The organism is Arthrobacter sp. SLBN-100 (assembly GCF_006715305.1).
GTDB lineage: Bacteria > Actinomycetota > Actinomycetes > Actinomycetales > Micrococcaceae > Arthrobacter.
In genome coordinates this window covers 151,652-177,522 of record NZ_VFMY01000001.1, presented here as the reverse complement: position 1 = coordinate 177,522, position 25,871 = coordinate 151,652, and the positions used below count along the sequence as shown (strand labels likewise).

Annotated in this window: 17 protein-coding genes; 5 read left to right on the top strand and 12 right to left on the bottom strand. The window is 66.5% G+C overall.

Annotation, left to right across the window (positions count from 1 at the left end):
• Positions 1–96 precede the first annotated feature (96 nt).
• From FBY31_RS00760 to FBY31_RS00740, 5 genes are all read right to left on the bottom strand, one after another.
• On the bottom strand, positions 97–2,028 hold the full coding sequence (locus FBY31_RS00760) for an HNH endonuclease signature motif containing protein (RefSeq protein ID WP_235012857.1): 1,932 nt from the start codon (positions 2,026–2,028) through the stop codon (positions 97–99).
• Between the two features lie 284 nt (positions 2,029–2,312).
• Positions 2,313–3,044 carry a thymidine kinase gene (locus FBY31_RS00755; RefSeq protein ID WP_142035703.1) on the bottom strand — a complete coding sequence of 244 codons (732 nt, stop codon included), beginning with the start codon at positions 3,042–3,044 and terminating at the stop codon, positions 2,313–2,315.
• Positions 3,037–4,269, bottom strand: a complete 1,233-nt coding sequence (locus FBY31_RS00750; protein WP_142035700.1) for an alkaline phosphatase family protein — start codon at positions 4,267–4,269, stop codon at positions 3,037–3,039. Before FBY31_RS00750 ends, FBY31_RS00755 begins: the two co-directional genes overlap by 8 nt.
• Complete coding sequence (locus tag FBY31_RS00745; RefSeq protein ID WP_142035697.1) at positions 4,269–5,012, bottom strand: DUF5998 family protein; 744 nt, start codon at positions 5,010–5,012, stop codon at positions 4,269–4,271. Before FBY31_RS00745 ends, FBY31_RS00750 begins: the two co-directional genes overlap by 1 nt.
• Positions 5,013–5,053: 41 nt before the next feature.
• Entirely contained in the window at positions 5,054–7,738 is a 2,685-nt protein-coding gene (locus FBY31_RS00740; RefSeq protein ID WP_142035694.1) for a bifunctional acetate--CoA ligase family protein/GNAT family N-acetyltransferase, read from the bottom strand.
• A 74-nt stretch (positions 7,739–7,812) separates the two neighbouring features.
• On the opposite strand from FBY31_RS00740, the gene FBY31_RS00735 reads away from it, so the two are divergent.
• Entirely contained in the window at positions 7,813–10,320 is a 2,508-nt protein-coding gene (locus FBY31_RS00735; RefSeq protein ID WP_142035690.1) for a DNA gyrase/topoisomerase IV subunit A, read from the top strand.
• Between the two features lie 9 nt (positions 10,321–10,329).
• A complete protein-coding gene (locus tag FBY31_RS00730) occupies positions 10,330–10,848 on the top strand; it encodes a DinB family protein (RefSeq protein WP_142035687.1) in 519 nt (172 codons plus the stop codon).
• An 8-nt stretch (positions 10,849–10,856) separates the two neighbouring features.
• On the opposite strand, the gene cydD is transcribed toward FBY31_RS00730, so the two are convergent.
• From cydD to FBY31_RS00715, 3 genes are read right to left on the bottom strand one after another with little or no spacing between them, the layout of a single operon-like run.
• Positions 10,857–14,324, bottom strand: coding sequence for a thiol reductant ABC exporter subunit CydD (gene cydD, locus FBY31_RS00725; RefSeq protein ID WP_142035684.1), 3,468 nt, complete (start codon positions 14,322–14,324; stop codon positions 10,857–10,859).
• Position 14,325: 1 nt separating this feature from the next.
• The gene (gene cydB, locus FBY31_RS00720; RefSeq protein WP_142035681.1) at positions 14,326–15,375 is read right to left on the bottom strand and encodes a cytochrome d ubiquinol oxidase subunit II; all 1,050 of its coding nucleotides are present in this window, start codon (positions 15,373–15,375) and stop codon (positions 14,326–14,328) included.
• A 28-nt stretch (positions 15,376–15,403) separates the two neighbouring features.
• Entirely contained in the window at positions 15,404–17,008 is a 1,605-nt protein-coding gene (locus tag FBY31_RS00715; protein ID WP_142044925.1) for a cytochrome ubiquinol oxidase subunit I, read from the bottom strand.
• Between the two features lie 271 nt (positions 17,009–17,279).
• Between FBY31_RS00715 and FBY31_RS00710 the strand changes: the two genes are divergently transcribed.
• Complete coding sequence (locus tag FBY31_RS00710; RefSeq protein WP_142035678.1) at positions 17,280–17,666, top strand: BlaI/MecI/CopY family transcriptional regulator; 387 nt, start codon at positions 17,280–17,282, stop codon at positions 17,664–17,666.
• A gap of 6 nt (positions 17,667–17,672) precedes the next feature.
• The gene (locus FBY31_RS00705; protein ID WP_142035675.1) at positions 17,673–18,680 is read left to right on the top strand and encodes a M56 family metallopeptidase; all 1,008 of its coding nucleotides are present in this window, start codon (positions 17,673–17,675) and stop codon (positions 18,678–18,680) included.
• Positions 18,681–18,771: 91 nt separating this feature from the next.
• Here FBY31_RS00705 and FBY31_RS00700 read toward each other — a convergent pair whose 3' ends face one another.
• Entirely contained in the window at positions 18,772–20,880 is a 2,109-nt protein-coding gene (locus FBY31_RS00700) for a DNA gyrase/topoisomerase IV subunit B (protein ID WP_142035672.1), read from the bottom strand.
• Positions 20,881–21,135: 255 nt separating this feature from the next.
• Here FBY31_RS00700 and FBY31_RS00695 point away from each other — a divergent pair, with 255 nt between their 5' ends.
• Positions 21,136–21,357: a DUF7455 domain-containing protein gene (locus FBY31_RS00695; RefSeq protein WP_013600696.1), complete on the top strand. Its 222-nt coding sequence runs from the start codon at positions 21,136–21,138 to the stop codon at positions 21,355–21,357.
• Between the two features lie 167 nt (positions 21,358–21,524).
• Here FBY31_RS00695 and FBY31_RS00690 read toward each other — a convergent pair whose 3' ends face one another.
• From FBY31_RS00690 to FBY31_RS00680, 3 genes are all read right to left on the bottom strand, one after another.
• On the bottom strand, positions 21,525–22,838 hold the full coding sequence (locus FBY31_RS00690) for an RNA polymerase sigma factor (protein ID WP_142035669.1): 1,314 nt from the start codon (positions 22,836–22,838) through the stop codon (positions 21,525–21,527).
• Positions 22,839–23,112: 274 nt separating this feature from the next.
• Entirely contained in the window at positions 23,113–24,336 is a 1,224-nt protein-coding gene (locus tag FBY31_RS00685; RefSeq protein ID WP_142035666.1) for a DUF4192 domain-containing protein, read from the bottom strand.
• 98 nt (positions 24,337–24,434) lie between these two features.
• Entirely contained in the window at positions 24,435–25,799 is a 1,365-nt protein-coding gene (locus FBY31_RS00680) for an MFS transporter (protein WP_142035663.1), read from the bottom strand.
• Positions 25,800–25,871 lie beyond the last annotated feature (72 nt).

Here is a 25,871-nt window from a genome sequence, read left to right as displayed (position 1 = left end):
AAATTTAGAGCGTCCAAAGCGTCCAAAGCCCCTGCTTCGTACCTCCGCCAGGAAACTCCCGTCACGGCGATAGGGCCAGCGAAGCATCCCTTCGCATTAGAAGGGCATTTGCCGCCGGAGGTGCTCCAGCTCCAGCATCAAATAGAACTCTCCGAACGGGTCTTGCGGCAGTTCGTTTTCTGGAACGCCGGGGTCCTCGGGGAGGTCAACGTCGGGCGGATCCAAGAAGCGCACGGCGTCGTCAGCTTCATCGAGCCAGCTAATGATCTGTTGGGACAGGGCTGGTTCAGGAATACCTTGCCCCTCCGGGTATAGGTCTGCTCCGTCCAGATCTGATGGGTACACGACGGGCATAGCTGAGCCGGGCACGGCTTCTTTCAGAAATTCACCCGTTTGCGCGCCCTTTATCGAACCGCCTGCCACCGCACCGCCAACCGTGCATCCGTCTACCAACCATTCCGGTTTCAGCTGTTCGGGCCAGTGGGGTGGTTCCCAGTCCTGGTGTTCGCTTTTGTAGTGCCGGCCGGTGGGTGAGGTCCAGCCTGGTGGTTCGTTTTTAGTGGCCGGGGTGGGTTTCCAGCTGCTGGTGTGCCGGAGTTTGTGGTGTTTCGGGCAGGGCTGTCCCAGGTTCGATACCCCGGTGGTGCCGCCCTTATGCCAGGCGAGGATGTGGTCTGCTTCGTTGTCCAGGGAGCTGTTGTTGCAGCCAGGGAACGGGCATTTGCTGTCCCGCAACCTGAGCCAGTTCCGCATCGCTTTGCCCACCCGGTAGCTGGTTCTGCCAATTTCCAGCGGCGCCCCGTCCCGCGGATCCACCAGCACCCGGTAAAACGAACCGGCCCCATTCGCGACGAGGTCCCGTGCCATCGAAGCCGGGATCGGCCCGAACCCGTCCAGCACCGCCGGCTCCTCCGTCAAACCCATCAGAGAGAACACGGGCACGGTGACCAGCACCTGCGCCCGAATCCCCGACGAGGACGGGCCGGGCGCTGTTCCCTCCCCGCCACCGGAACTGTTCGCCTCGCCGTTGCCGGTACTGTTTGCCGCGCCGTTGCCCGTACTATTGTGGCCGCCATTCGCGGTACTGCCTGCGTTGCCGGTACTGTTTTCGCCGCCAATACCGCCGCCGTCGCCGTTACCACCGGAACTGTTTCCAGGGTTGATACCGGCCCCGCTGTTCAGGAGTCCGTCGGAGAAGATGTCAGCGCACAACTCCGGCATGGTGCGGGTTTCGTTCGGGCCCTGCATCCCCCGGGCGATAGCCGTGAGTCGGTTGCGAATCGCGGAGGCCTGGTCCGCGGGCAGGTACCCGGCGACCCAGGCCATCCCGTCACTGTCCGGCCAGAACTCGACCCGCCGGTCCGCCGCACTCTTGGCATGGCGTTTCTCCAGGCTCTCAGGGTGGTGGCGTTCCCGCCACCCCCGGGCCTTGGCCTTGAACCGGTATGCCGGCATCTCCCCCACCGGGCACCCGCGGGCCGCGTCAGGCGCGTCCGGGTCCAGGAAATGCGCCTCCATGATGGCGGCTGCCGCGCGGTCAAGGCTCGCAGTCTGCTCCACCATGGTCCGGGCATGCGCCCAGGAGATCGTCCCGGCCTGCAGGGCCGCCAGGCACCGCGGCAAAGACGTGGTCAAAGCATGCGATTCAACCAGCAACGCCCCCGCAGCCCGGTCACCGATCGCCAGCACACACCCTACCTCGGCCACCAGGGACCGGTCCTGCGCCGTAGCCTCCTGCGGCGACGAAACCGGACCATTCAGAACCGCCGTGGCCGCGGCAAACACCGCCACGGCCTCCGCCTTCACCGCCGCCAGCTTCGCTTCCGACCTCGCCACCCCGGCCAGGACTTCCAACGCCCCGTCAGTAACCCGCTGCAAAGGATCATCATCAAACCCCACAGCGTCTGACCCGACTGCTGCACTGGCACCGGAACCGCCAGAGTCACTGCCGGCCAGGGCAGCCATAAACGCAGCGACAGCAGCCTCAACCGCTTCCTCCGCATGCACCACCACCGGGTTCTTTTCCATACCTCCATCATCGTGAGGGGGTCTGACAAAACAGGGCGTTTTTGAGCGCCGACGAAATAAGAACTCGAAAAACTTTCCGCCTACCTGTCCAGGAACCCAGCGAAGGTGCCGGGGTCATTTGTGTAGCTTGCGTCAGAGCGACGAAGGAGCAGCAAGCGGCAAATGGCCCCGGTGCCGGAGCGCAGCAACTCCCACCGGAGCATGAGGTGCTGTCGGATCTGCCTCAGCCTGTTGAGACACTCAGGCTCGTGCCGGGTCTCAGCGCGGCGGCTGGCGCACGGACCCTAACTCCCTGAAGCGCTGGTTCCGCCTGATCCCTGCCACAGGCAGGCATCAACCTCGAACGGCAGCAGCGGGTCCTGATGGCCCATCAAGGTCGCGCCGTGGGCGGTGACCCGCCGCATGTAGTGCCGGCGGCACAGCGTCTCGTACCCGACAACAGGGCCGTGGTCCACCGCTGGCGTTCCCGCGGCAGCGTCCATGGCCATGTCCACGTCGCCAACCACCACCTGGGCGCCTTCGGTGACCATCACGCCGTCGACCGTTCTGGCATTGTGCGTGGCGCGCCGGCCGCACCAGCACAGGGCCTCCACCTGCAGAACCTGCACCCGGTCCGCCAGTTCCACGAGCCGCTGGGAACCTGGAAAGAGACGGGTGCGGAAATCGGCAGTGATGCCAAACGCGAAGACGTCCACATCGATCTCGTCCACCACTTTCGCCAGCTGTTCCACCTGCTCCGGCGTGTAGAACTGGGCTTCATCGCAAATCAGGTAGTCGATGCGCTGGCCTTTGGTGCGGCGCAGCATGACTTCCTCCCAGAAGTCGGTGCCGTCCATCACCTCCACGGCATCGGTCTGCAGGCCAAGGCGGCTGGAGATACGTGATTCCCCTGCACGGTCGTTCCGGCTGAATCGGACGCCACCGCGTCCCCTGGCCCGGTGGTTGTGATCCATCTGCAGGGCAAGGGTGGACTTTCCGCAGTCCATGGTGCCGGAGAAAAACACGAGTTCAGCCACGCCGGGAACTCCTGCCGCCCGCCGTGAAACAGAGCAGGGGGACCTCCCGCTCGGCCCTGGTCAATGACCCGTGCTGTCCCACCACTTCCATGGCGGTGGGACGGACACGGCGTACGTCGTACAGCGCCAGTGCGTCGCGGGCAGCGATCATCACGTCACCGATCCTGCCTTCGACGGCGGGACGAACCGTCCCGAAGAGGCCTGCTGCAAGGGCGTCCTCCCTCGTGAATGCCCAGATCCGGTCCCCGAAACGCGCCCGCCATGCTGCGAGCAACCGGTCCCGGACGTCCGGCCCGGTACCGTTTTCAAGGTAGAGGTGGACCATCCGCGGCTCACCGGCCGTGTGCCGCACCCCTTCCACCAGCGCAGGCTCCGCGGAGTAGTCGATCCGTTGCTGCTCGGGGACATCCAGCATGCCGTGGTCCGCCGTGAGCAGGATGGTGGTGCCGGCGGGGAGTGTGCTGCTCAACCGCTTGACGGTAGCGTCAAGCTCTTCGAGCTGGTGTTCCCATTGCTCCGACTGGCAGCCGTAGCGGTGCCCGGCCTTGTCCAGCTCGTTGACGTAAAAGTACATCAGCGACGAACCTGCAGACGCCATTGCCTCGGCTGCGGAAGCCGTCCGGGCGTGGGCAGTGGTTCCGGAGATGTGCCTGCCTCCGCGCAGTGCCGCCCGGGTCATGGGCGAATCGGCGAACTGGGGCAGGCTGACGGTGGTGACATCCACGTGTTCTGCAGCGCGCTCCAGCACTGTGGGAAAGGGCTGCCAGGCGGCGGGGTCAACGCCAGGGTCCCAGTTCCCCAACAGGTTGACCACCTTGTCCTGCTGCGGATCGAGGACGTCGTAGCCCACCATGCCGTGCTGGCCCGGGGCCACGCCGGTGCCGAAGCTTGATAAGGCAGCTGCGGTGGTGGACGGGAACGCCGAATCGACCCAGACGGGGACCTCGCCCTGCCCGGCCTGGAGCACGGAGCGCAGGAACGGCGTGTGGGCCGATTTCTGCTTCAGGAGGTTCCGGCCCAGCCCGTCGGCAAGGACCACGCACACCCGTGAGGCGGGCGGAAGGCCGAGGGTGTTGGAAAAGCCGTCGACCCCCAGGCTCGCGGCGGCGCTGGTGAGTACCTCGGCAATGGAGCGCTGCCCGTAGGCGGGAGCCGGCGGAAGGAGATACTCAAGGCCTGGCCGGGCGGGCGGAACGATGTCTGCTGGCTGGCGGTCTTCGGGCATCAGCGCTGCTGGTGCCCGCGGCTGAGGCGGTTGCCGAATACTCCGGCCCGGGGCCGCGGCGGCATGGACTGGACGTGCGGCTGCGGGGCGGGGGAACCAGTGTTCACTGCACGGAGAGCCCGGGCAAAGAGCTTGGCGTCCTGGACTGCCTGCAGGCCGTCGGCTTCGGCGCTGATGCGCAGCACGATGTCTTCCTGGGCAATGGTCCCGCTGTAGCCGTGGTCCGCTTCGCACTGGGGGTCGCCGCAGCTCGCCGGTCCCATGTCCAGCCGCTGTCCGCCGGACCAGGCGATCGACAGCGTCACTTCGCGGACCGGGTCAGAGGGCTTGTAGTTCTGCGGCTGGGAGTACATGTAGCTGAGCACCACGGACCGGATCTGGGCGACGGGGACGGATTCGGTGGAGATCTGGGCCACGATCTGTTCGCCGGCATCATCGAGCTGCTGGTCATCCACGTGGGTGATGACCAGCATGTCCGAGGTCAGCACCAGCACCGTGATGTGCCGGCGCACCTCGGCGCGGTCAAAGTGGGTTTCCAGGTGCACCAGGTGCGCAACACAGTCGCGGCCGTCCAGGGCGTCGTCCACCACATCGGCCACGAGGCGGGGGTAGAAGCCGGCCTTCTCGAGCGCACCTTCCAGGCTCTGGCCTTGTGCAGTGTGGCTGTGTGAGCTGTGGTGGCGGACTGCCTGGGTTTCATTGCCGGGCGTTTCGGGCGCCGAAGCGGGAGGCTGTGAGCTCATCCTCCCATTTTCACAGATCGGCCGGACTCTTGCTAACCGCGTCAGCCCAGCATGGCCCGGCGTGCACTGTCCGTCCGCTGGGCGGCGTTGCCGATCCGCACCTCCGCGGCAAGGATGGTTGCGCCAGACGTGCCGCACAGGACCGGGTTGAATTCCACGAGTGCGATCTCGGGGTGGTTGTCTTTAAGCCAGGCAAGCCGACCGGCCAGGTCCTCGAGGGCAGCCACGTCCACCGCCGGCAGGCCCTGATAGCCGAACAGCTTGCGGGAAGCCCGCGGGCCCCGGATGAAGTCCTTCACGTCGGCGGCGGACAAGGGCGGCACCCGGTGCGACCAGTCGTCCAGCAGGTTCACGGCGTCCCCCGCGAGCCCGAACGAGACCACCGGGCCGAGCAGCGGGTCCTCGATGGCCCGGAAGGTGCAGGCCTGGCCAACCGGCGCCATGCTCTGCACTTCAAGCGCGGGGTCGCCGTAGTTGGAGAGGACCCGACGCATCTGCAGCACGTTCTGTCGCAGCGACTCCGCATCCTGGATGTCCAGGCGCACGCCGCCAAGGTCCAGGCGGTGCCGCAGGGCAGGATCGGTGGTCTTCAGCACCACGGGCCAGCCCAGGGCTTCGGCCGCCTCAACAGCCTCATCGGGAGTGTCAAAGCCCACGGACGGCAGCACCGCGATCCCGTAATGGTCCAGCAGGGAGGCCATCGCCGCGGGGTCCAGCCGTTTGAGCTGATCGCCCTTGACGTCCCGGAGCAGCGCTTCGAGTTCGGCCCGCGCCAGTTCCGGCCTGCAACCTTCGGGTTCCACAAAATGCCCCTGGTCGCGGGACACCCACTCGGAGTAACGGGCAACGGCCGCGAGCGCGGCTACCGCAGCGCCGGGATTGGAGAAGCAAGGGACGGCGCGCCCGGGGGAACCCACCATTCCCTCCACATAGATGGAGGCGTCCAGGATGCCGGTGAACGCGGCCACCACGGGCTTGCCTGCCGTTGCCGAGCATTCGGCCAGCACTTCAGCAACGCTGTCCACCGTCAGCCCCCGCGCGGGAAGCAGCGCAGCAACCGCGGCGTGGACGGCGTCCTGCTCCAGCGCCTTGAGCAGGCTGGCCCGTAACGCAGGCAGGGCAACCGACTGCCCGGCGTCAAGGTCCACGCCCGTCACCAGCTCTTCGACAGTGAGCCCCTGGGACGACGCGCTGTCCGCCACCACCTTGCCCAGAGCCTGGGAGTTGCTGAAAATGGCCAGTCCCGGCCCCGCGGGAAGCGGCTGGCCGGACACCACCTGCGCCACGTCCATCAGCTGCTCCGTGGTTTCCACCCGGATCACGCCGGACTGGCGCAGCATGGCGTCCAGCGCCCCGGAAGGTGCCTGGGTTGTGCGGACGGCATGCCCTGGCGGCAGCCGCAGCCCCATGGTGTCGGACTTGGCCACGATTACCGGCCGCGTACGCGCGAGCCTGCGCGCCAGCCGGGAAAACTTGCGCGGGTTGCCAATCGATTCAAGGTAAAGGCCGACGGCGGCTGTGTCGGGATCGTCTTCCCAGTACTGCATCATGTCGTTGCCCGAGACGTCCGCCCGGTTCCCCGCGGAGAGGAAAGTCGACAGCCCCAGCCGGCGGCGGCTGGACGCGGCATAAAGGGAAACGCCGATGGCCGCTGACTGGCTGAACAGGCCCAGTCCCCCGCGCGGCGGCAGGCTGGGCGCCATGGAAGCGTTCAGGGACACATCCGGATTGGTGTTGACAATGCCCAGGGAGGCCGGCCCAATAACGCGCATGCCGCTGGCCCTCGCCTGCCGCACGAGGTCCCGCTGGCGCTGCAGGCCGCGTTCGCCGTCGTCCGCGAAGCCTGCGGAGGCAATCACCAGCCCCCTGACACCGGCGGCAGCGCAGTCCGCCACCACCGCCGGGACTTCCTCGTAGGGGACGGCCACGACGGCGAGCTGGACCGGATCCGGGACCTCGGACAATTTTCCGAAGGACAGCATGCCGGCAAGTTCCAGCGCCTCGGGGTTGATCGCATAGACCTGGCCCCGGAACCCGCCTTCAATAATGTGTTCCAGGAGCTGATACCCCACGGTGCCCCACTTGCGGCTGGCACCGATAACGGCAATGGACGACGGCGTCAGCAAGTCCCGCACGCTCCTCGCCTCAGCGCGGTGCTCGCGGGATTCCATCACCGCCCGCGATTTCTCCGTGGGGTCGATGTTGAACTCGAGGCTGACGACGCCGTCGTCAAAATGCCGCCGGACGTCGTAGCCCGCATCCGAGAACACCATCAGCATCTTCCGGTTCTCCGGCAGCACCTCGGCGCTGAACCGCCGGATCCCGTTTTCGTGGGCCGCGGCGGCAAGGTGTTCCAGCAGGATGGAACCTATCCCCCGCCCCTGGTGGGAGTCGGCGATGTTGAATGCCACCTCCGCTTCCGTGGGGTCGTCGAGCCGGTCATACCGGCCGATGCCAACGATCTCGCCGCGGATGGTGATGACAAAAGCCACCCGGTCTTTGTAGTCAACCTCCGTGAAGCGCTTAAGCTCTTTACTGGACAACCTGGCTTTGAACGCGAAGAAGCGCATGTAGATTGAATCCTGGGACTGCCCGATATGGAAGGCCTGGACAGCGTCAGCGTCGGAAGGGTGGATTGGCCTCAAGTGGGCTGTTCCGCCGTCACGCAGTACGACATCGGCTTCCCAATGTTCCGGATATTCGCCGTCCCCGGGCTGATCCACCATAGGCTTAGCCTAGCCAAAAACTCTCGCAGCACACCCCCGTCCGCTGCTCAGTACCAGAAGGATTTACCAGCCCCATGGCCCGCCGCCAAAGTTCCGTCCCCGCTGTGGATGACAGCACCGCCTACACGGAGAACATCGTGGACATCGATGTCACCTCCGAAATGGAGGGCTCTTTCCTGGAGTACGCGTATTCGGTGATCTACTCGCGCGCGCTTCCGGACGCCCGGGACGGCCTGAAGCCCGTGCAGCGCCGCATCCTCTACATGATGAGCGACATGGGCCTGCGCCCGGACCGCGGCCACGTCAAGAGCGCCCGCGTAGTGGGCGAGGTCATGGGCAAGCTGCACCCGCATGGCGACACGGCCATCTACGACGCCATGGTGCGCATGGCCCAGGACTTTTCGCTGCGGCTGCCGCTGATTGACGGGCACGGCAACTTCGGCTCGCTCGACGACGGCCCGGCGGCACCGCGGTACACCGAGGCCCGGATGGCTGCGTCCGCCCTCACCCTCACCGACCACCTCGATGAGGACGTGGTGGACTTTGTCCCCAACTACGACAACCAGCTGACCCAGCCGGAAGTCCTGCCGGCCGCGTTCCCCAACCTGCTGGTCAACGGCGCCACGGGCATCGCCGTCGGCATGGCCACCAACATGGCCCCGCACAACCTCGTGGAAGTCATCTCCGCCGCCCGGCACCTGATTGCGAACCCGGAGGCCACCCTGGATGACCTCATGCGGTTCGTCCCCGGCCCGGACCTGCCCAGCGGCGGCCGGATCGTGGGGCTGGACGGCATCCGCGACGCCTACGCCACCGGACGCGGGTCCTTCAAGACGCGGGCCAAGGTGGAGATCGAGCAGTTGTCGGCGCGCCGGACCGGCCTGGTGGTCACCGAGCTGCCCTACATGGTGGGGCCGGAAAAGGTCATTGAAAAGATCAAGGACGCCGTCAACGCCAAGAAGCTGACCGGCATCAGCGACATCGTGGACCTGACGGACCGCAAGCACGGCCTGCGGCTGGTCATCGAACTGAAGAACGGCTTCAACCCCAACGCCGTGCTCCAGCAGCTTTACCGCTACTCGCCGATGGAGGACTCTTTCGGCATCAACAACGTGACCTTGGTGGACGGCCAGCCGCAGACCCTGGGCCTGGTGGAGCTGCTGACCGTCTACGTGAACCACCGGATCGACGTGGTGCGCCGACGCACCGTGTTCCGGCTGGGGAAGAAGAAGGACCGCCTGCACCTGGTGGAGGGCCTCCTCATCGCCATCGTGGACATTGACGAGGTCATCCAGATCATCCGGTCCTCGGATGAAGCCGCCGCAGCCCGCGAACGGCTGATGTCCATCTACGACCTCACCGAAATCCAGGCGAACTATATCCTGGAACTGCGGCTCCGCCAGTTGACCAAGTACTCCCGCATCGAGCTGGAGAAGGAACAGGACGAGCTGCGGCGCGAGATCGCGGAGCTGGAAGCGATCCTGGCCTCGGACGAACGGCTGCGGACGCTGGTCTCGGACGAACTCGGCGCCATTGCCGAAGAGCATGGAACCCCGCGCCGTACCCTGCTGCTCGAATCCGAAGCCGTCTCCCCCACGGTGGCCGCGGAACTGGCCGCCCCGGGCAAGAAGGGCAAGGCCGTGCCGCTGGCCATGGAAATTGCCGACGACCCCTGCTGGGCCATCCTCACCGCCTCCGGGCAGATCGCGCGCACCAGCAACCAGGAGCCCATGGCCGAAGCCGGGCCCAGGAGCAAGCATGACGTCTTCGCTTCGGTGGTGAAGACCTCGGCACGCGGCGAGATCGCTGCCGTCACGTCATTGGGGCGCATGCTCCGCCTGCAGGTGATGGACATGCCGGTCCTTCCGCCGGTCTCGGGCCTGCCCAACCTTGCCGGCGGTGTCCCGGCCAAGGACTTCATCACCCTGCAGAAGGGGGAATCGCTGGTGGCCTTCGTCCGGCTCGATGAAGTCCTGGCCATCGGCACCGCCCAGGGTGTGGTGAAGCGGGTCCAGCCGGACTACCCGCTGAACCGTGAGGACTGGGAAGTGATTTCCCTCAAGGACAAGGACTTCGTGGTGGGCGTGGCGCCTGCCGTCGAGGACGACGCCGAACTGGTATTCCTGACCAGCCAGGCCCAGCTGCTGAAGTTCGGCGCGGCAGGCGTGCGTCCGCAGGGCCGGACTGCCGGCGGAATGGCCGGGGTCAAGCTCGCCGCGGGCGACCGGGTGCTGTTCTTCGGCGCCATCCGGCCCAAGGACGAAGCGGCCGTGGTGGTGACCATCGCCGGAACCACCGGCGCCCTGCCGGGAACTGCCCCCGGCACGGCCAAGGTGACCGCCTTCTCCGAATACCCGGTCAAGGGACGGGCAACTGCCGGCGTGCGGGCACACCGCTTCCTGAAGGGCGAGGACACGTTGCTGCTGGCCTGGGCAGGCCACGGTCCGGCCAAGGCCGCTTCGGCCGCCGGCGTGGCGCGCTCCCTTCCCCAGGAGCACGGCCGGCGCGATGGTTCGGGCGTCCCGCTGTCCCAGCCTGTGGACGTGGTGGGGCCTGCCATGGCCTGGCCTGATCCCGCTTAGACTGCTTCCATGCCTATCGTTCCTGATGAAAAGGATTGGACCTGGGTCCTGACCCGTCCCTGCCCGGAATGCTCGTTCAATGCCTCCACCGTGACGCCATCAACGGTACCGGGCAACATCGAAAGCATGCTGCCCCGCTGGCGCGCCGTTCTCCGCAGGCCTGACACGGCCGAGCGTCCGGACGAGCACACGTGGTCTGCCCTGGAATACGCCTGCCATGTCCGCGACGTGTTCAGCCTTTTCGACCAGCGGCTGAACCTCATGCTGGATTCAGACGACGCCCGGTTCGACAACTGGGACCAGGACCAGACGGCTGTCGACAAGGACTACGCCAACGCCGACCCGGCGGTTGTCAGCGCCGAGCTGACGGCTGAAGGCAAGCAGGCCGCGGAATCCTTTGCCGCCGTCCGGGAGTCCGAGTGGGGCCGCAAGGGCCTGCGCAGCAACGGCTCGGAATTCACCGTCCTGACGCTGTCCCAGTATTTCCTGCACGACGTGGTGCACCACCTTCACGACGTGGACGGCTGATCCCCCGCCTAGGATGCCACCAGGTTTTCGGTGGCGCTTCCCAAACTGTCGTCCCTTGGTCCCGGGTGCTCCCAGCCGGGTGCCAGCACCAGGCGGGCATCCACGGGACGGATGTCGGCCGGGTTGTGCGTCACCAGCACCACGGTGCGGTTGCGCAGTCCCTGCCGCAGGTCCGCCAGCATCGCCCTGGCTGACTCCGCATCCAGGTGCGCTGTGGGCTCATCCAGCAGGATCACCTCGGCACCGGTCATCAGGGTGCGGGCCACAGCCAGGCGCTGGCGCTCCCCGCCGCTCAGGAATGCCCCGCCCGGCCCGATCCGGGTATCCAGGCCTGCCGGCAACCGCTCCAGGAGGCCATTGAGGCCAACCGACGCGAGCACATCAAGCAGCTCAGCATCGGCCCGCTGTCCGCCGGCCTGTTGTTCGTCCTTGGAAATTCCGTTGCCGGGCTTACCCAGCAGGAGGTTTCCACGGATCGTCGAGTCGAACAGGTGTGCTTCCTGCGGGCACCAGGCGGCGCGGCCCGTCACGCCGATCCGCCCTGCGGCAACGGGAAGAAAACCGAGCAGGACTGACAGCAAGGTGGACTTCCCCGACCCCGACGGGCCCGTGACTGCCAGCCAACGCCCCGGTTCCGCCACGGCGTCCACATCGGAAAACACCGGTGCACCGCCGGGCCAGGCGGCGGACAGCCCTTCCAGTTCGACGCCGGGACGGCCGCCCGGTCGGGCGGGTACGGTCTGCAGGCCGCCCTCCTGCCCGCCCTCTTCAAGGGCTCCGGACTCGGCGACGCGCTGCATAACCGTCCGCAGCGCCGGGAACTGGCGCACCGCCGTCGTCATCGCTGCGAAGGGCTCAACCAGCGCGAGGAGCAGCAGGACCACCACCGCTGCGGTTTCCGGGGCGAGCCGGCCAGCGAGCACGGCCGTCCCCGCCAGCCAGGCGGCTCCCAAGGCTGCGGAAGCGCAGGCAGCAGTGGTGATGGCCTGGCCCAGGCCGTCGGCCCAGGCTGATCGCTGCGAGGCCCGGGTGGCGTTCCGGTCCTGGGCACGCAGGTCCTCCAGCACGCGGCAGGCCACGCCGTTCGCGTGCAGTTCCGCCCGGGCGTCGAGGGCCGCCGAAATGCGGCGCAGGACCCCGGAACGGAGGAGCTGCTCAGCAACAGCAGACTTGCGGTCGCCCCAGAGGGCAACTGCCGGGGCGAGCAGCAGGCTCACCATGCTGGCGGCGAGCACGGCGGGAAGGGCGGCGGGCACCAGCAGCGATGTGGTGACCAGGGCCAACACCGAAACCGCGAGTGCAGTGACCTGCGGCAGGACCACCCGCGGCAGGAGGTCGCGCACGGTATCGACGTCGTCAATCACCGTTCCCAGGACGTTGCCGCCCTGCAGCAGGCGGCGCAGCGGCAGCGCCCGCCGACTCAGGGACTCCCACACCCGGCCCCGCAGCCTGGTCAGGGCTGCGAATACGGCATCGTGCAGGAGGAGCCGCTCGCAGTACCGCAGCACAGCCCGGCCAATCCCGAAGAACCGTACGCCAACAATCGCGGTCAGCAGGTACAGGATGGGCGGCTGCCCGGCGGCGCGGATGATGAGCCAGCCGGAGAGGCCGGACAGCGCGACGGCGAAGACCGCCGCCAGCGTTCCCACCACGGCTGCGGCCGCGAACTTGCCCCGCACGGGCGCCAGGAGAGCCAGCAGCAGCCGCGCCGCGCTGTGCTGGACGTTGCCCTGCCTGGCTCTTTGGCCTGGAGCTTCTGCGGAGTCCTGCTGATCTTGCGTGGTGGAGGAGAGTGCCCCCGCGGCGCCGCCCAAGCCAAGTGCGGGCCGGGTAAGTTCAACGGTGCCAGGAGCCGGGGCCGTCAGGGCATGTCCGCCAACCGGCACCAGGTGTTCGGCGAGGGCCCGGGTGCGTTCCTCGTGCGCCACCAGGATGACCGTCACCTGCCCCCGGAGCTTTCTGATGCTGTCCTCTACCAGCGCGGCGGACGCGTCGTCGAGGTGCGCCGTGGGTTCATCCAGGAGGAGGACGGTGGCGCCGGACTCGATCCTGGCTAGCCCGCGGGCCAGGGCCACGCGACGAAGTTCGCCCGGGCTCAGCTCCGCCGGATGCTTGCCGGCAAGGTGGGCGGCGGCCGCCCGGGCCAGGCAGGTCCGGGCAGTTCCCTCAGCGGCCTGGCGCCTGGGCCCGTTTCCGCCGCTCCCCACGCCACCGGACAGGTACAGCACGATCTCGTCGAGGACCGTTTCTGCCACCATGACCGGATGCTGCGGGACCCACGCGATGTCCTTGCGGTCAAGGCCGGAGATCGTGCCGCCGACCGTGGTGCCGGCTCCATGCCCGATGGTCCCCGCCAGGACGCCCAGGACGGTGCTTTTGCCTGCTCCGCTGGGCCCGTCCAGGGCCGTGATCCGGCTTTGCGGCGCGGTGAAGGTGAGCGGGCCGACGGCGGGCTGCGGCCTTCCGTCGTAGGTCACCGTGAGGCCGGTGACGGTGATGGGGGCACCAGGCCTGCCGGCGCGGGCGGCGGGAAGCGGCTGCGGTTCGGGCGCGTCCGTGACTGCCGTGGTTTCGGCGAGCGCCACGCGGCCGTCATCGCTGGCATGGTGGGCGGTCCCGAGTTCGCGCAACGGAAGATAGCACTCGGGCGCCAGGATCAGGGCCAGCAGGCCGGCTTCGAGGGGCATGTCGCCGTGCACCAGCCTTACGCCGATGAACACAGCGACGACGGCCACGGAGATGGTGGCGATCAGCTCCAGCGCCAGGGCCGAGAGGAACGCGGTCCGCAACGTACCCATGGTGCGGGACCGGTATTCCTCGGAGATCTCCTCCAGCGCCTTTCGCTGCGCGGAGGCACGTCCCAGGCCCACCAGCACAGGAAGCCCCTTGGCAAGCTCCAGCATGTGGGTGGAGAGCCGGGCGAGGGACGCCTGGGCCTCCCGGACGTTATCCTCCGTGTACCGTCCGATCAGCACCATAAACAACGGAACGAGCGGAACGGTCAGGACCACCACCACGGCGGAGAGCCAGTCCGCGAAGAGGATCCGGGCCCCCACCAGCAGCGGGATGGCCGCGCAGTTCACCAGCGCCGGCAGGAACTGCGTGTAGTAGCTGTCCAGGGCGTCCAGCCCGCGGGTGGCCAGCACGGCGAGTCCGCCGTCGGCCGGCCCCGTACTGCGGACGCCGTTGCGCAGCGCCCGGTCCAGCAGCCCGGCGCGCAGCTCCTCCTTGATGCCCAGGGCTGCCCGGCGGGCCGCAACTGCCTGGGCCCACACGGTCAGGGACCGAAGCACCACCCCGGCCATACCGGCAGTGATCTGCTCCGCCCACCCTTCGTTCCCCGCCACGAGTCCGGCGAGCACCGACGCCACCGCCTGGCCGATCAGGACCAGGGACAGCGCCTTAAGGGCGGCGAGAAGTCCCAGCCAGTAGAGGGCGGAACGGGTGGCCGGGCCGGGCGGGAAAGTGGGTCGCATGTCAGCCTTTGTTGGTGAAAGCCTTGGCGGCGACGGCCGGAAGGAAGCTGTGGGCTTCCGGGATGTGCGCCGCACTGACCCGCTTCCGGAAGACCCAGTACGTCCAGGCCTGGTAAGCGATGACCAGGGGAACTCCGAAGGCGGCCACAACAGTCATCAGCCCCAGAGTGTAGTCCGAGGACGAGGCGTTGGAAATGGTGAGGTCAAAGGCCTCATTGAGGGTGGAGGGCAGAACCACCGGGAACGCCGCGCCGAAGATTGACGCCGAGCCCAGGGCCAGGAAGCCTCCCAGTGCCACAAACGCCTTTCCCTCTGAGCCCTTCCGGGCCATCGACCATGCTGCAGCCGCGGCGGCCACCGCCAGCAGGACCAGCGCCCAGGTCCAGGGCTTTCCGTGGAGCATCTGCATCGTGAGTGCCCACGCCGCAATCGGCAGGAGCAGGACGGGCAGCAACCGGACAAACCAGCGGCGGGCCCGGTGGCGCACATCGCCGTCGGTCTTCAGGGCAAGGAAAGCCAGGGCGTGCACCAGCGCGAATCCAACGACGGCGAGCCCACCGAACACCGCATAGCCGTTGAACCAGGAGAAGGGGCCGCCCACGCGGTCACCGTTGGCGTTCAGGGGCAGGCCGGTGGTGGTCAGGGCAAGCGCTGCGCCCACGCCGAAGGCCGCGAAGAAGGACCCCAGGGCAATGGCCCAGTCCCACCTGGCCCGCCACTGATCCGTGTCCACCTTGCCCCGGTACTCGAAGGCCACGGCACGGAAGATCAGTGCAACCAGGACCAGGAGCAGCGGCAGGTAGAGGGCAGAGAACAGGGAGGCGTACCAGAGCGGGAAGGCGGCAAAAGTCGCGCCGCCGGCGGTCAGGAGCCACACCTCATTGCCGTCCCAGACCGGGCCCACAGTGTTGAGCAGGACGCGGCGCTCGGTGTTGTTCCGGGCAAACAGCTTCATCAGCATGCCCACGCCCAGGTCAAAGCCCTCGAGGAAGAGGTACCCGGTCCAGAGCACTGCGATGGCGATGAACCAGATGGTTGGCAGCAGTTCCATTCTTTGTTTCCTCTGCTCTTGGCGCGGACTAGTAGGCGAAGGCCAGGACGTCGTCGGCCGGTTTGCCGCCGCCCTGTCCGCCGGGGCCGGGGGTGGCGTCTTCGTTTTCGTCGACCGGGCCGTGGACGAGTTCCGGCATCGCGGACACCACACCGCCCCGGATGTACTTGACCAGCAGCTTTACTTCAACCACCAGCAGGACGGCGTAGATGGCGGTCAGGGTGATCAGCGACGCCAGCAGTTCGCCGGCGGAGACGCCGGGTGACACCGCGGCGGCGGTAAACATAAACACCTGGTCAATGCCGCTGGGATCCGGGTTGGGTGCCACCACAAAGGGCTGGCGGCCCATCTCGGTGAAAATCCACCCGGCGGCATTGGCGCCGAACGGGGCGAGGATGCCAAAGACGGCAAGCCGCATCAGCCACCGCGACTCGGGCACCGTGCCCTTGCGGGTGAGCCACAGGGCCACCAGGGCTGCCAGGGCGGCGAGGCCGCCGAAGCCGATCATCATGCGGAAGCCCCAGTAGGTGACCTCCATAACGGGAAGGTAGTCGATTTCCTGGCCGGCCCGCTCACCGTAGATCGGGTTGTCCGGCAGGTGGGTGCCGTACTTCTCCTTGTATTCGGGCAGCAGGCTGTTGACGCCCTGGACTTCGGTGGTGAAATCTCCCTTGGCCAGGTAGGAGAGGATGCCCGGGACCTCGATCAGGGCCACGATGTCGTCGCAGTTCTGTGAGCCGATGTTGCCGATGCTCAGGACGGAGAAGCCGGTGCCGTCATGGCAGGCAGCTTCGGCCGCGGCCATCTTCATGGGCTGCTGCTCGAACATCAGCTTGCCCTGGAGGTCGCCGGTGAGCGCGGTTCCGGCGAAGGAGATCATGGCCACCACGGCGCCGATGCGCAGGGAATGAAGCCAGACTTTGTGGTCGTTCCGGTCGCGGCCGGGAATTTCTGCTGACTCACCGGGGCTCACCTTGCCGTCCGCACCTACGGTGTCGACGCCGTCGCGCCGCCTCCGCCACAGGTGGTACCAGGCGATGCCGAGCAGGAAGCCGCCTGCGACGGCGAGGGCGCCAAAGAGCGTGTGAGGAACGGCAACCAGGGCGGTGTTGTTGGTGAAGACGGCCCAGGCGTCGGTCATGACAGGCCGGCCGTCGATCATCTCGACGCCGACGGGGTGCTGCATCCAGCTGTTGGCCACGATGATGAAATACGCGGAAAACACGGAGCCGATGACGGCGATCCAGAGGCAGGCGAGGTGGATGGCCGGCTTGAGCTGCTTCCAGCCGAAGATCCACAGGCCGAGGAAGGTGGACTCCACAAAAAAGGCCAGCAGCGCCTCGAGTGCCAGCGGCGCCCCGAAAACATCACCGACGAAACGGCTGTACTCGCTCCAGGCCATTCCGAACTGGAACTCCTGGACGATGCCGGTGGCCACGCCCATGATGAAGTTGATCAGGAAAAGCTTTCCCCAGAATTTGGTCATCCGGAGGTATTCGGGCTTTCCGGTCCGGTGCCAGACGGTCTGGATCACGGCCACCACGAGGCCCAGGCCGATGGTGAGCGGGACCATCATGAAGTGATAGACGGTGGTGATGCCGAATTGCCAGCGTGCGATTTCCAGAGCGTCCATAGCGTCCATGGCGGGTCCCTACTGTCCGGGCGAAGGTTTTCTACGTTCTGTAGAAACTCTAACTTCTACAAAGTGTAGAACAACGGCTGCTGCGGTGTAAAAACGGGCCGTGACCCGCCCGGGCATCTGCTGCGGCCGTGACCCGCCTGCCTTCTACCCAATGTAGAAACTGAAGCGGAATCGGGGTAAATTAGTTTCTGTAGCAGTAGGGAAATGCAAAATGTCATCGTCTGCCCATGGCAACGGTGCGGGGAAACAAAGGAAAAGTGCAATGGCTAGTCTTGGTGAACTGGAACGGGCAGTGATGGACCTGCTCTGGGCGGGCCATGAAGCAGCCACCGCCAACACTTTGCGTGACCGGCTTGCCCAGACGTCGGCCGGCCAGGATGGCACCTCCGGCCATGAAGGCAAGGAACTGGCCGTCACCACCGTACTCACGGTCCTGTCCCGGCTTGAGAAGAAGGGCCTGGTGGAACGTGAACGCGGCATGCGTCCGCACCGCTACCAGGCAGTATCCAGCCGTGAGGACCATACCGCTGAGCTGATGCACGAAGTGCTGGGGTCAGCCCCGGACCGTGAAGCCGTGCTGGCACGCTTCATTGGCTCCGTTTCCGAAGGTGAAGCCGAGACTCTGCGCAAACTGCTTGGCCACATCTAGCGGACCATGTTCTGGGCCTCATACCTGCTGGCGGTCCTTGCGATAGTCCTGGCGTGGCCGGTGCCTATCCTCCTCTCGCGCGCGCAGTGGCCCGCGCGGTCCCCCTTTACGGCCATGGTGCTCTGGCAGGCCATCGCACTTGCCGGTGGCCTGTCGATGATCGGCGCCATGCTGGTGTACGGCCTGGAGCCCATCGGGGACAACCTGCTCGCCGGCCTGCGGGCGCTTGCAGGCATGGTGCTCTTCAACGCCCCCACCACCGACCTCGGGTTCTGGCACATCTTCGCGCTGTCCGCCGCGGCGCTGCTGACCGCCCACCTGGTGTTCACCCTGCTGCTGACGTACTACAAGATCGAGCGCCAGCGGCGGCGGCACCGGGAGCTTCTCGCGCTTCTGGCCTCCCCGTCCGCCCAAGGAGCCGGAACACTGGTTATCAGCCACGATTCGCCAGTGGCCTACTGCCTTCCCGGCGGGGCGCGCTCCGTGACGGTGTTGTCCGACGGTCTGATGGCCGCCCTTGAGCCGGCCGAACTCCGCGCCGTTCTGATCCACGAAAATGCGCACCTGAGCCAGCGGCACCACCTGCTGCTCTGGGCGTTTGCCGCCTGGCGGCAGGCGCTCCCCTGGCTTCCCACCACCCGCCTTGCGCAGGAGTCGGTCAACGCCCTGATCGAGATGCTGGCCGACGACGTAGCGCTTAAGACCGAAAGCAAGGCTACGCTCATCAAGGCCATTGCCATCGTGGCCAGCGGGTCCGCCAGGACGCCGGGCGACGCCGAACTTCAGCCCGGCCCGTCCGGACTCTCCTCGTCCGGATTGTCATTGGCCGGGCTCGACCCCGCTGCGCCTGCCGCCGGCTCGGACTCGGCCCGCACCACGGCCTCCCGGGTCAGCCGGCTGCTCTCCCCCCAGCCGCAGCTGCCTGCCACCGCCCGCAGCCTGGTGCTCGCCGGCTGTGTGCTCCTGCTGGCGCTGCCTACAGCCCTGCTGGTGGTGCCGGGCCTGTTCGGCTAAAGTCCCGCCGTCGTCCGCCCTGCGCCTCCTGCCGCCGTCAGGCACCCATCCATTGCGAGGCATGCCGTCAGGCGCCGATGCGCGCACCCGGTCAGGCGTCGATGCGTTCCCTGTCCAGGCTGGAAGCGCCGGCGATAATAAAGTCCTTGCGCGGCGACACGTCCGAGCCCATCAGGAGGTCAAAAATCTCCTCCGCCTGCTTGGCATTCTCGATCCCCACCTTGCGGAGGGTACGGTGCCGCGGATCCATGGTGGTCTCGGCCAGTTGCTCGGCGTCCATCTCACCCAGGCCCTTGTAGCGCTGGATGGGCTCCTTGTACCGCTTGCCTTCCTGCGCCAGCCGGGCAAGGAGCACGTGAAGCTCGGCCTCGGAGTAGGTGTAGATCATTTCGTTGGCCTTCTGGCCGGCGTTGATGACCTCCACGCGGTGCAGCGGCGGGACAGCGGCGAACACCCGGCCCTCGTCGATCATGGGGCGCATGTAGCGGAAGAAGAGCGTCAGGAGCAGAGTGCGGATATGCGCGCCGTCCACGTCCGCGTCAGTCATCAGGATGACCTTGCCGTAGCGGGCCGCACTGATGTCGAAACTGCGGCCGGATCCTGCCCCCACCACTTGGATGAGGGCTGCGCATTCGGCGTTGGAGAGCATGTCCCCCACCGACGCCTTCTGGACGTTGAGGATTTTGCCGCGGATGGGCAGCAGGGCCTGGAAGTCGGAGGACCGGGCCAGCTTGGCGGTTCCCAGGGCCGAGTCGCCTTCCACGATGAACAGTTCTGAACGTCCGACGTCGTCCGTGCGGCAGTCAGCCAGCTTGGTGGGCATCGAGGAAGTTTCCAGCGCATTCTTGCGCCGCTGGGTTTCCTTGTGCACGCGGGCCGAGATGCGGGACTTCATCTCGTTGACGATTTTTTCCAGGAGCAGGGCGGACTGTGACTTGTCGTTCTTGTTGGCAGACGTGAGCTTGGCGGTGATCTCGCGCTCCACCACCCTGGACACGATCGCGCGCACAGCGGAGGTACCGAGGATCTCCTTGGTCTGCCCTTCGAACTGCGGCTCGGCCAGGCGTACCGTCAAGACGGCGGTGAGGCCGGCGAAGATGTCATCCTTTTCGATCTTGTCATTGCCGGCCTTGAGCTTCCGGGCGTTGTTTTCCACGGCTTTCCGGAAGGTCTTGACCAGTGCCTGCTCGAAGCCGGACTGATGGGTGCCGCCCTTCGGGGTGGAGATGATGTTCACGAAGCTCCGGACCGTGCTGTCGTAGCCGATGCCCCAGCGCAGGGCCACATCGACCTCACAGTCGCGCTCCACCTCGGCGAGCTGGCTGTGCCCGCGTTCGTCCAGCACGGGAACGGTCTCCTTGAACTTCCCCGAGCCGTGCAGGCGCCAGACGTCGGTGACAGCGGGATCGGCCGCAAGGAACTCGACGAATTCGGAGATGCCGCCGTCGTGGTGGAAGACCTCCTCGTGCGGGCCGGATTCCCCGGGGGTTCCCGGGGCCTTCCTCTCGTCGCGCACCGTCAGTTTGAGGCCGGGAACCAGGAAGGACGTCTGCCGGGCCCGGGCCGCGAGTTCGTCGTAGGAGAACTTTGCGTCCGGGGTGAAGATCTGCCGGTCTGCCCAGTACCGGATCCTGGTGCCCGTTACGCCGCGCTTGGCCTTGCCCGCCACGTCCAGGACGGAGTCCTCCACAAAGGGAGTGAAGGGTGCGGCCGGGTCAGTCCTGGAGCCGGTGTCCTGGAAGCGCCCGGGTTCGCCCCGGCGGAAGGACATCTTGTAGGTCTTGCCGCCGCGGTCCACTTCGACGTCGAGGCGGGAGGACAGGGCGTTGACAACTGACGCGCCGACGCCGTGCAGGCCGCCTGAGGCGGTGTAGGAGCCGCCGCCGAACTTGCCGCCGGCATGGAGCTTGGTAAAGACCACTTCGACGCCGCTCAGCCCGGTTTTCGGTTCCTTGTCGATGGGGATGCCGCGGCCGTCGTCGTGGATCTCCACGGAGTTGTCTGCGTGGAGGATGATCTTGATGTCGTGGCCGAACCCGGCCAATGCCTCGTCAACGGAGTTGTCGATGATTTCCCAGAGGCAGTGCATCAGCCCGCGGGAGTCGGTGGAACCGATGTACATGCCGGGGCGCTTGCGGACGGCCTCGAGGCCCTCCAGTACAGACAGGTGCCGGGCAGTGTAATCAGAACTTGGTGCCACCGGTGGTGAACTCCTTCAGGGACGGAACAGCGGGCTGGGAATCGCTCTTTCTAGGGTAGTCGGCCGGACCTTGGACCGCCGACTGCCACACCTTGCGGGCCCTGTGCCCCGCGCCACTTAGGGCTTCCTGGCGGAGCCTTCGCTGATCTTGACGCACTCTTGCGGATACGCGGACAGCGAACTTGCCCCATCCTTGCGATGGTTTTGTTACGAATACTGGTTATATAGACGTACAGATCTACTAAGGAGGCCGACATGACAACAGCAGTGGCAGACCGCACACTCAACGCACTGGACCGGTGCGACCGTTGCGGAGCCCAGGCATATGTGCGGGTTGTACTCGAGTCCTCCGGCGGTGAGTTGCTGTTCTGCGGCCACCACGCCCGTGCAGTTGAAGCGACGCTCAAGCCGTTGAGCTCCGACTGGCACGATGAGACGGGGAAGCTTCACGAGAAAGCTGCCGTAGAAATCGACTAGCGCAACCGAAGCTGTTGGGACCCCACCGGAAGGTGGGGTCCCGTTTCGTTTAAGCGGCGCCCACTCGCGCACAGCCGCGCCTGCGTACTGAACAAAGCAGCCCGCCGGCTGCTGCACCCCCGAAGGGGCACGGCAGCCGGCGGGCCGCTGTTGCTGATTTGCTGGTCCTAGTCCAGGTAGTCCCGGAGGACCTGCGACCGGGAGGGGTGGCGCAGCTTGGACATGGTCTTGGATTCGATCTGGCGGATACGCTCACGCGTGACTCCGTAGACCTTGCCGATTTCGTCTAAAGTCTTCGGCTGTCCGTCGGTCAGTCCAAACCGCATGGCCACAACGCCTGCCTCACGCTCGGAGAGGGTGTCCAGTACGGAGTGGAGCTGTTCCTGCAGCAGCGTGAAGCTCACAGCATCGGCCGGGACAACGGCCTCGGAATCCTCGATCAGGTCGCCGAACTCCGAGTCGCCGTCCTCGCCCAGGGGCGTATGCAGCGAAATGGGCTCGCGGCCGTACTTCTGGACCTCAACCACCTTTTCGGGCGTCATGTCCAGTTCGAGGGCCAGCTCTTCCGGCGTGGGTTCCCGGCCGAGGTCCTGCAGCATCTGGCGCTGGACGCGGGCCAGCTTGTTGATGACTTCAACCATGTGCACCGGGATACGGATGGTGCGTGCCTGGTCTGCCATGGCGCGGGTGATCGCCTGGCGGATCCACCAGGTGGCGTACGTGGAGAACTTGAAACCCTTGGTGTAGTCGAACTTCTCCACGGCGCGGATGAGGCCCAGGTTGCCTTCCTGGATCAGGTCCAGGAAAAGCATGCCGCGTCCGGTGTAGCGCTTTGCCAGCGAAACCACCAGGCGCAGGTTGGCTTCGAGCAGGTGGTTCTTGGCGCGCTTGCCGTCGTGGATGATGAACTCAAGCTCGCGCTTGTACTTCGCATCCATGGAGCCGTCGTCTGCGTTGATCTTCTCTTCAGCAAACAGTCCGGCTTCGATCCGGAGCGCAAGGTCCACTTCCTGCTCGGCGTTGAGCAGTGCAACCTTACCGATCTGCTTCAGGTAGTCCTTGACGGGGTCGGCGGTGGCGCCGGCTGACATGACCTGCTGGACAGGTGCGTCGTCGTCATCGGCGTCGGAGTAGACGAAGCCCTTGCCCGATCCGGCAGCACCCTTCACGGGATCAGCTTCGGCATCCTCTTCAACAACGTCAGGTCCTTCGAGGACGATGTCGTCGAGGTCTTCCTCGGCTTCTTCTACCTCATCATCGGCGTCAGAGGCCGACTTGCCGGCAGCCTCGGCGGCTGCCTTCGCGCCGGGCTTGGGGCCGCGCTTTTTGGGCTCACGCTTGCCGTCCGCACCAGCTTCACCGGCAGAAGCCTTGTTGGCTGCCCGAGTGGCGGCCCGCTTGGCGTTTGTCGCAGCCTGCTTCTGCTCAGCGGACAGTTCGTCCTGGGCGGCGGGGTCCTTCTTCGTGGAAGACGGGGTCACAGAAAACCTTTCTAGCGGTGGTCTGTGGAATCGCCATACGGGCAACACCACTATGACCCTGTCAAGTCCGTGGTGGAAACCAAGCGCCACCACGGCCGGCAGAGTCAATAAATACAACTGCCGGAGCGGCTGTTATGTTCCCCGAAAGGACCAGTCACAAGCACTCGGTACACGGACCCAACCGGGTCTCGGCAACCATTGTCTCACGTTTCCCCGAATAGGACCTCCCCATGGTCCCGCCGCCTTGGCCTCTCAGGCCCCCCGTCTTTAGCCTTCAGGCAGCTTCCGGCCCGAATTTCTGCCAGGCGGCCTCCTTCCGCGCCGCCCAGCCGCACAAAGTACCCCGGCGGACCAGCTCCAGCAGCAGTTCCGCGAGCCGGTAGCCGGGGCAGATCTCCAGGGCCTCCTCGAAATACGCTGCCGAGTACGAGCCGCGCCCGCGGCACCAGGCAATCCATCCCCTACCTGTTAATGCAGCCGCAGCAGGCGCACCGCCAAGGAGGGCCAGTTGCCCCAGGACCAGCTCGAGGGAGTCCATGGTCCCCCACTGCGGGACCGCAGGCTCGTGCCCCATGAGGACTTCCCCGTAACCAGGCGTCCCCAGCCGTTCTCCTGGCCCCAGCGGAACGTCAGCCGAACGTCCGCCTTCCGGCACACCGGTGGTCTCCGGCAGAACAACAGGCTCCAACCCCTGCTCCTCATCGAAGATCCCGAACTCCTCGGCCCCGGCAGCGGCAGCCGCTTGTCCCGCCGCCGCCATCACCAGGACAGCGTCGCGCCATGCCGGCACCAGCAGCGAGGCCCGCAGGAAAGCGTCACGGTCCACCAGCGGCTGGCGCAGTTCCTCCCACGGGCCCGCCAGCAACCCGGTCCACAAGCTCAGCACTGCATCAAACTGCGCCCGGCTCTGCCGCCGGCAGTCGAGCCGGGCCGACCACGCAGCTTCAGCCTCCAGCACAGCCGCGCGGTAAAGGCTGGGGACGGGCCGGAGTTGCCGCTCCTCGGGAGGCGGCCCAATGCTGCTTCCCCGGAACACCATTTCCGTGTTAAGCAGGCTGTCCCGGATCTGTTCCAAGGGGCGTCCGGGCAGCGGGCAGCAGGCGGGGTCCGAGCATCGCGCATCCCGCCAATAGCGGTCCCCGACGTACCAGGCCTCCTTCACGGGCATTCCGGCTTCGGCCAGCGCGGATTCCAGGCCGAAGAGCAGTCCGCCATAGCAGCCCGGACCGGACAACCACCCGTTGTTGGTGAAAAGTGCCAGCAGGGTGCCGTCGGCATGCTCGTCTGCCGCCAGGTACCCGGAGACTGTTTCAGCGAAGGCGGCCGGATCAGCCAGCACAGCCGGCCCGGGAAGATCCAGCCGGAGGGTTGCCCCCAATCTTTTGCCCTGCAGCGTCATGGCCACCAGGCTGTTGGCAGGCCAGTATCCCAGCGAGTGGGGAATGAAGCCCAGGATGTCCTCCGGGCCGCGGACTGTAAGGGGTTCTGAAGATGTCATGGCCCCAGCATTCGCCTGCGCCGCGCCCTTACGCAGCAGGGGCCACGGCTATGTGGAAATCACGGTGAAAATCACCGAAAAACCCAGCCTGTGCAGGACTAGTCCCCGGACGCCTTACTGGTCCTCGAAGCCGCTGCCTTGCTGCGCCGGGCCAGGTTTTCCCGGCGCTGGCGGGCCAGGGCGCTGCGAAGGGGCGGCACCACAACTCCTTGGGCCGCCATCTGCCGGCGCACCTTCCGCCGGCATACCAGCATGGCCACGACGCCGAAACCGAGCAGCACGAACTGGACGCTCAGGGCAATCCGGAACGGATCCAGCCCGTACAGCACGCCGTTGGAGAACCCGCCGGCGTACAGCACGTCCAGAACCAGGCCGATGAGGAAAATGGCAACAAGCGCGGCGATGAACCCGCCGACATTAACAATTCCCGTGGCTGTGCCGATCCGGTGTGCGGGGTTGAAGGTGCGCGCAAAGTCAAAGCCGATCATGGAACCGGGGCCGCCGATGGCGAGCACCACCACCAGGCCGGCCAAGAGCCACAGCGGTGAACGTCCCGGCGTCAGCAGGACAGCGGCCCACGCCCCGGCAGTGGCGGCGGCGATCAGGAGGACCATGGTGGAGCGCCGCAGCGGATGACGGGAGACAAAGCGTCCAATGAAGGGGCCCACGGCCATGGCGGCCGCCACATACAACGCCATCAAAGTTGCCACGGTTCCGGCGTCCAGGCCCTGCCCGGAAATCAGGAACGGATAGCCCCACGTCATCGCAAAGACAGTGCCGCTGAACTGGATGGTGAAGTGGCTCCACAAGCCCAGCCGCGTGCCCGGCTGGCGCCACGCGCGGGCCAGTGAGGCACCAGTGGCCTTCAGGCCCTGCTGCTCCTGCTTCCGCGGGGTGCCGGGCGGCACGTCCTGCAGCAGCAGCACCACCAGGACGACGGCGAGTCCGGACATCCCGGCCAGCATCAGGAACGCCGGGGTCCAGCCGGCGGAGTGGAGGAGGAACGCGAACGGGAGGACACTGATCAGCTGCCCCAACTGCCCGGACATGCCTGTCAGTTGCGTCACCAGCGGCACCCGCGCGGGCGCAAACCAGAGCGGGATCAGTCGGATCACCGAGATGAAGGTCATGGCGTCGCCGGCGCCCACGAGGACCCGGCCGGCCACGCCGCCGGGGATGCTGTCGGCGAACGCCAGCTGGAGCTGGCCAAGGCCCATCAGAACGGCGCCGCCGGCAATCATGGCGCGGGATCCGAAGCGGTCCACCAGCAGCCCTACCGGGATCTGGAGTCCGGCATACACGAGCAGCTGGAGGACGGTGAAGAACGAGATTGCCGAGGCGCTGGCGTGGAAACGTTCCGTAGCCTCAAGCCCGACTACACCGAAGGAGGTGCGCTGGGAGACGGCCACCAGGTACCCGAAAACTCCAATGGTCCAGATCAGCCAGGCTCGGGGTGCGGTCACGTCTTCATTATGCCCGGACGACCCCGCCGGCCCGGCAGCAGCCATTCGGCCTGCCGCCCGGACTTCTACAAA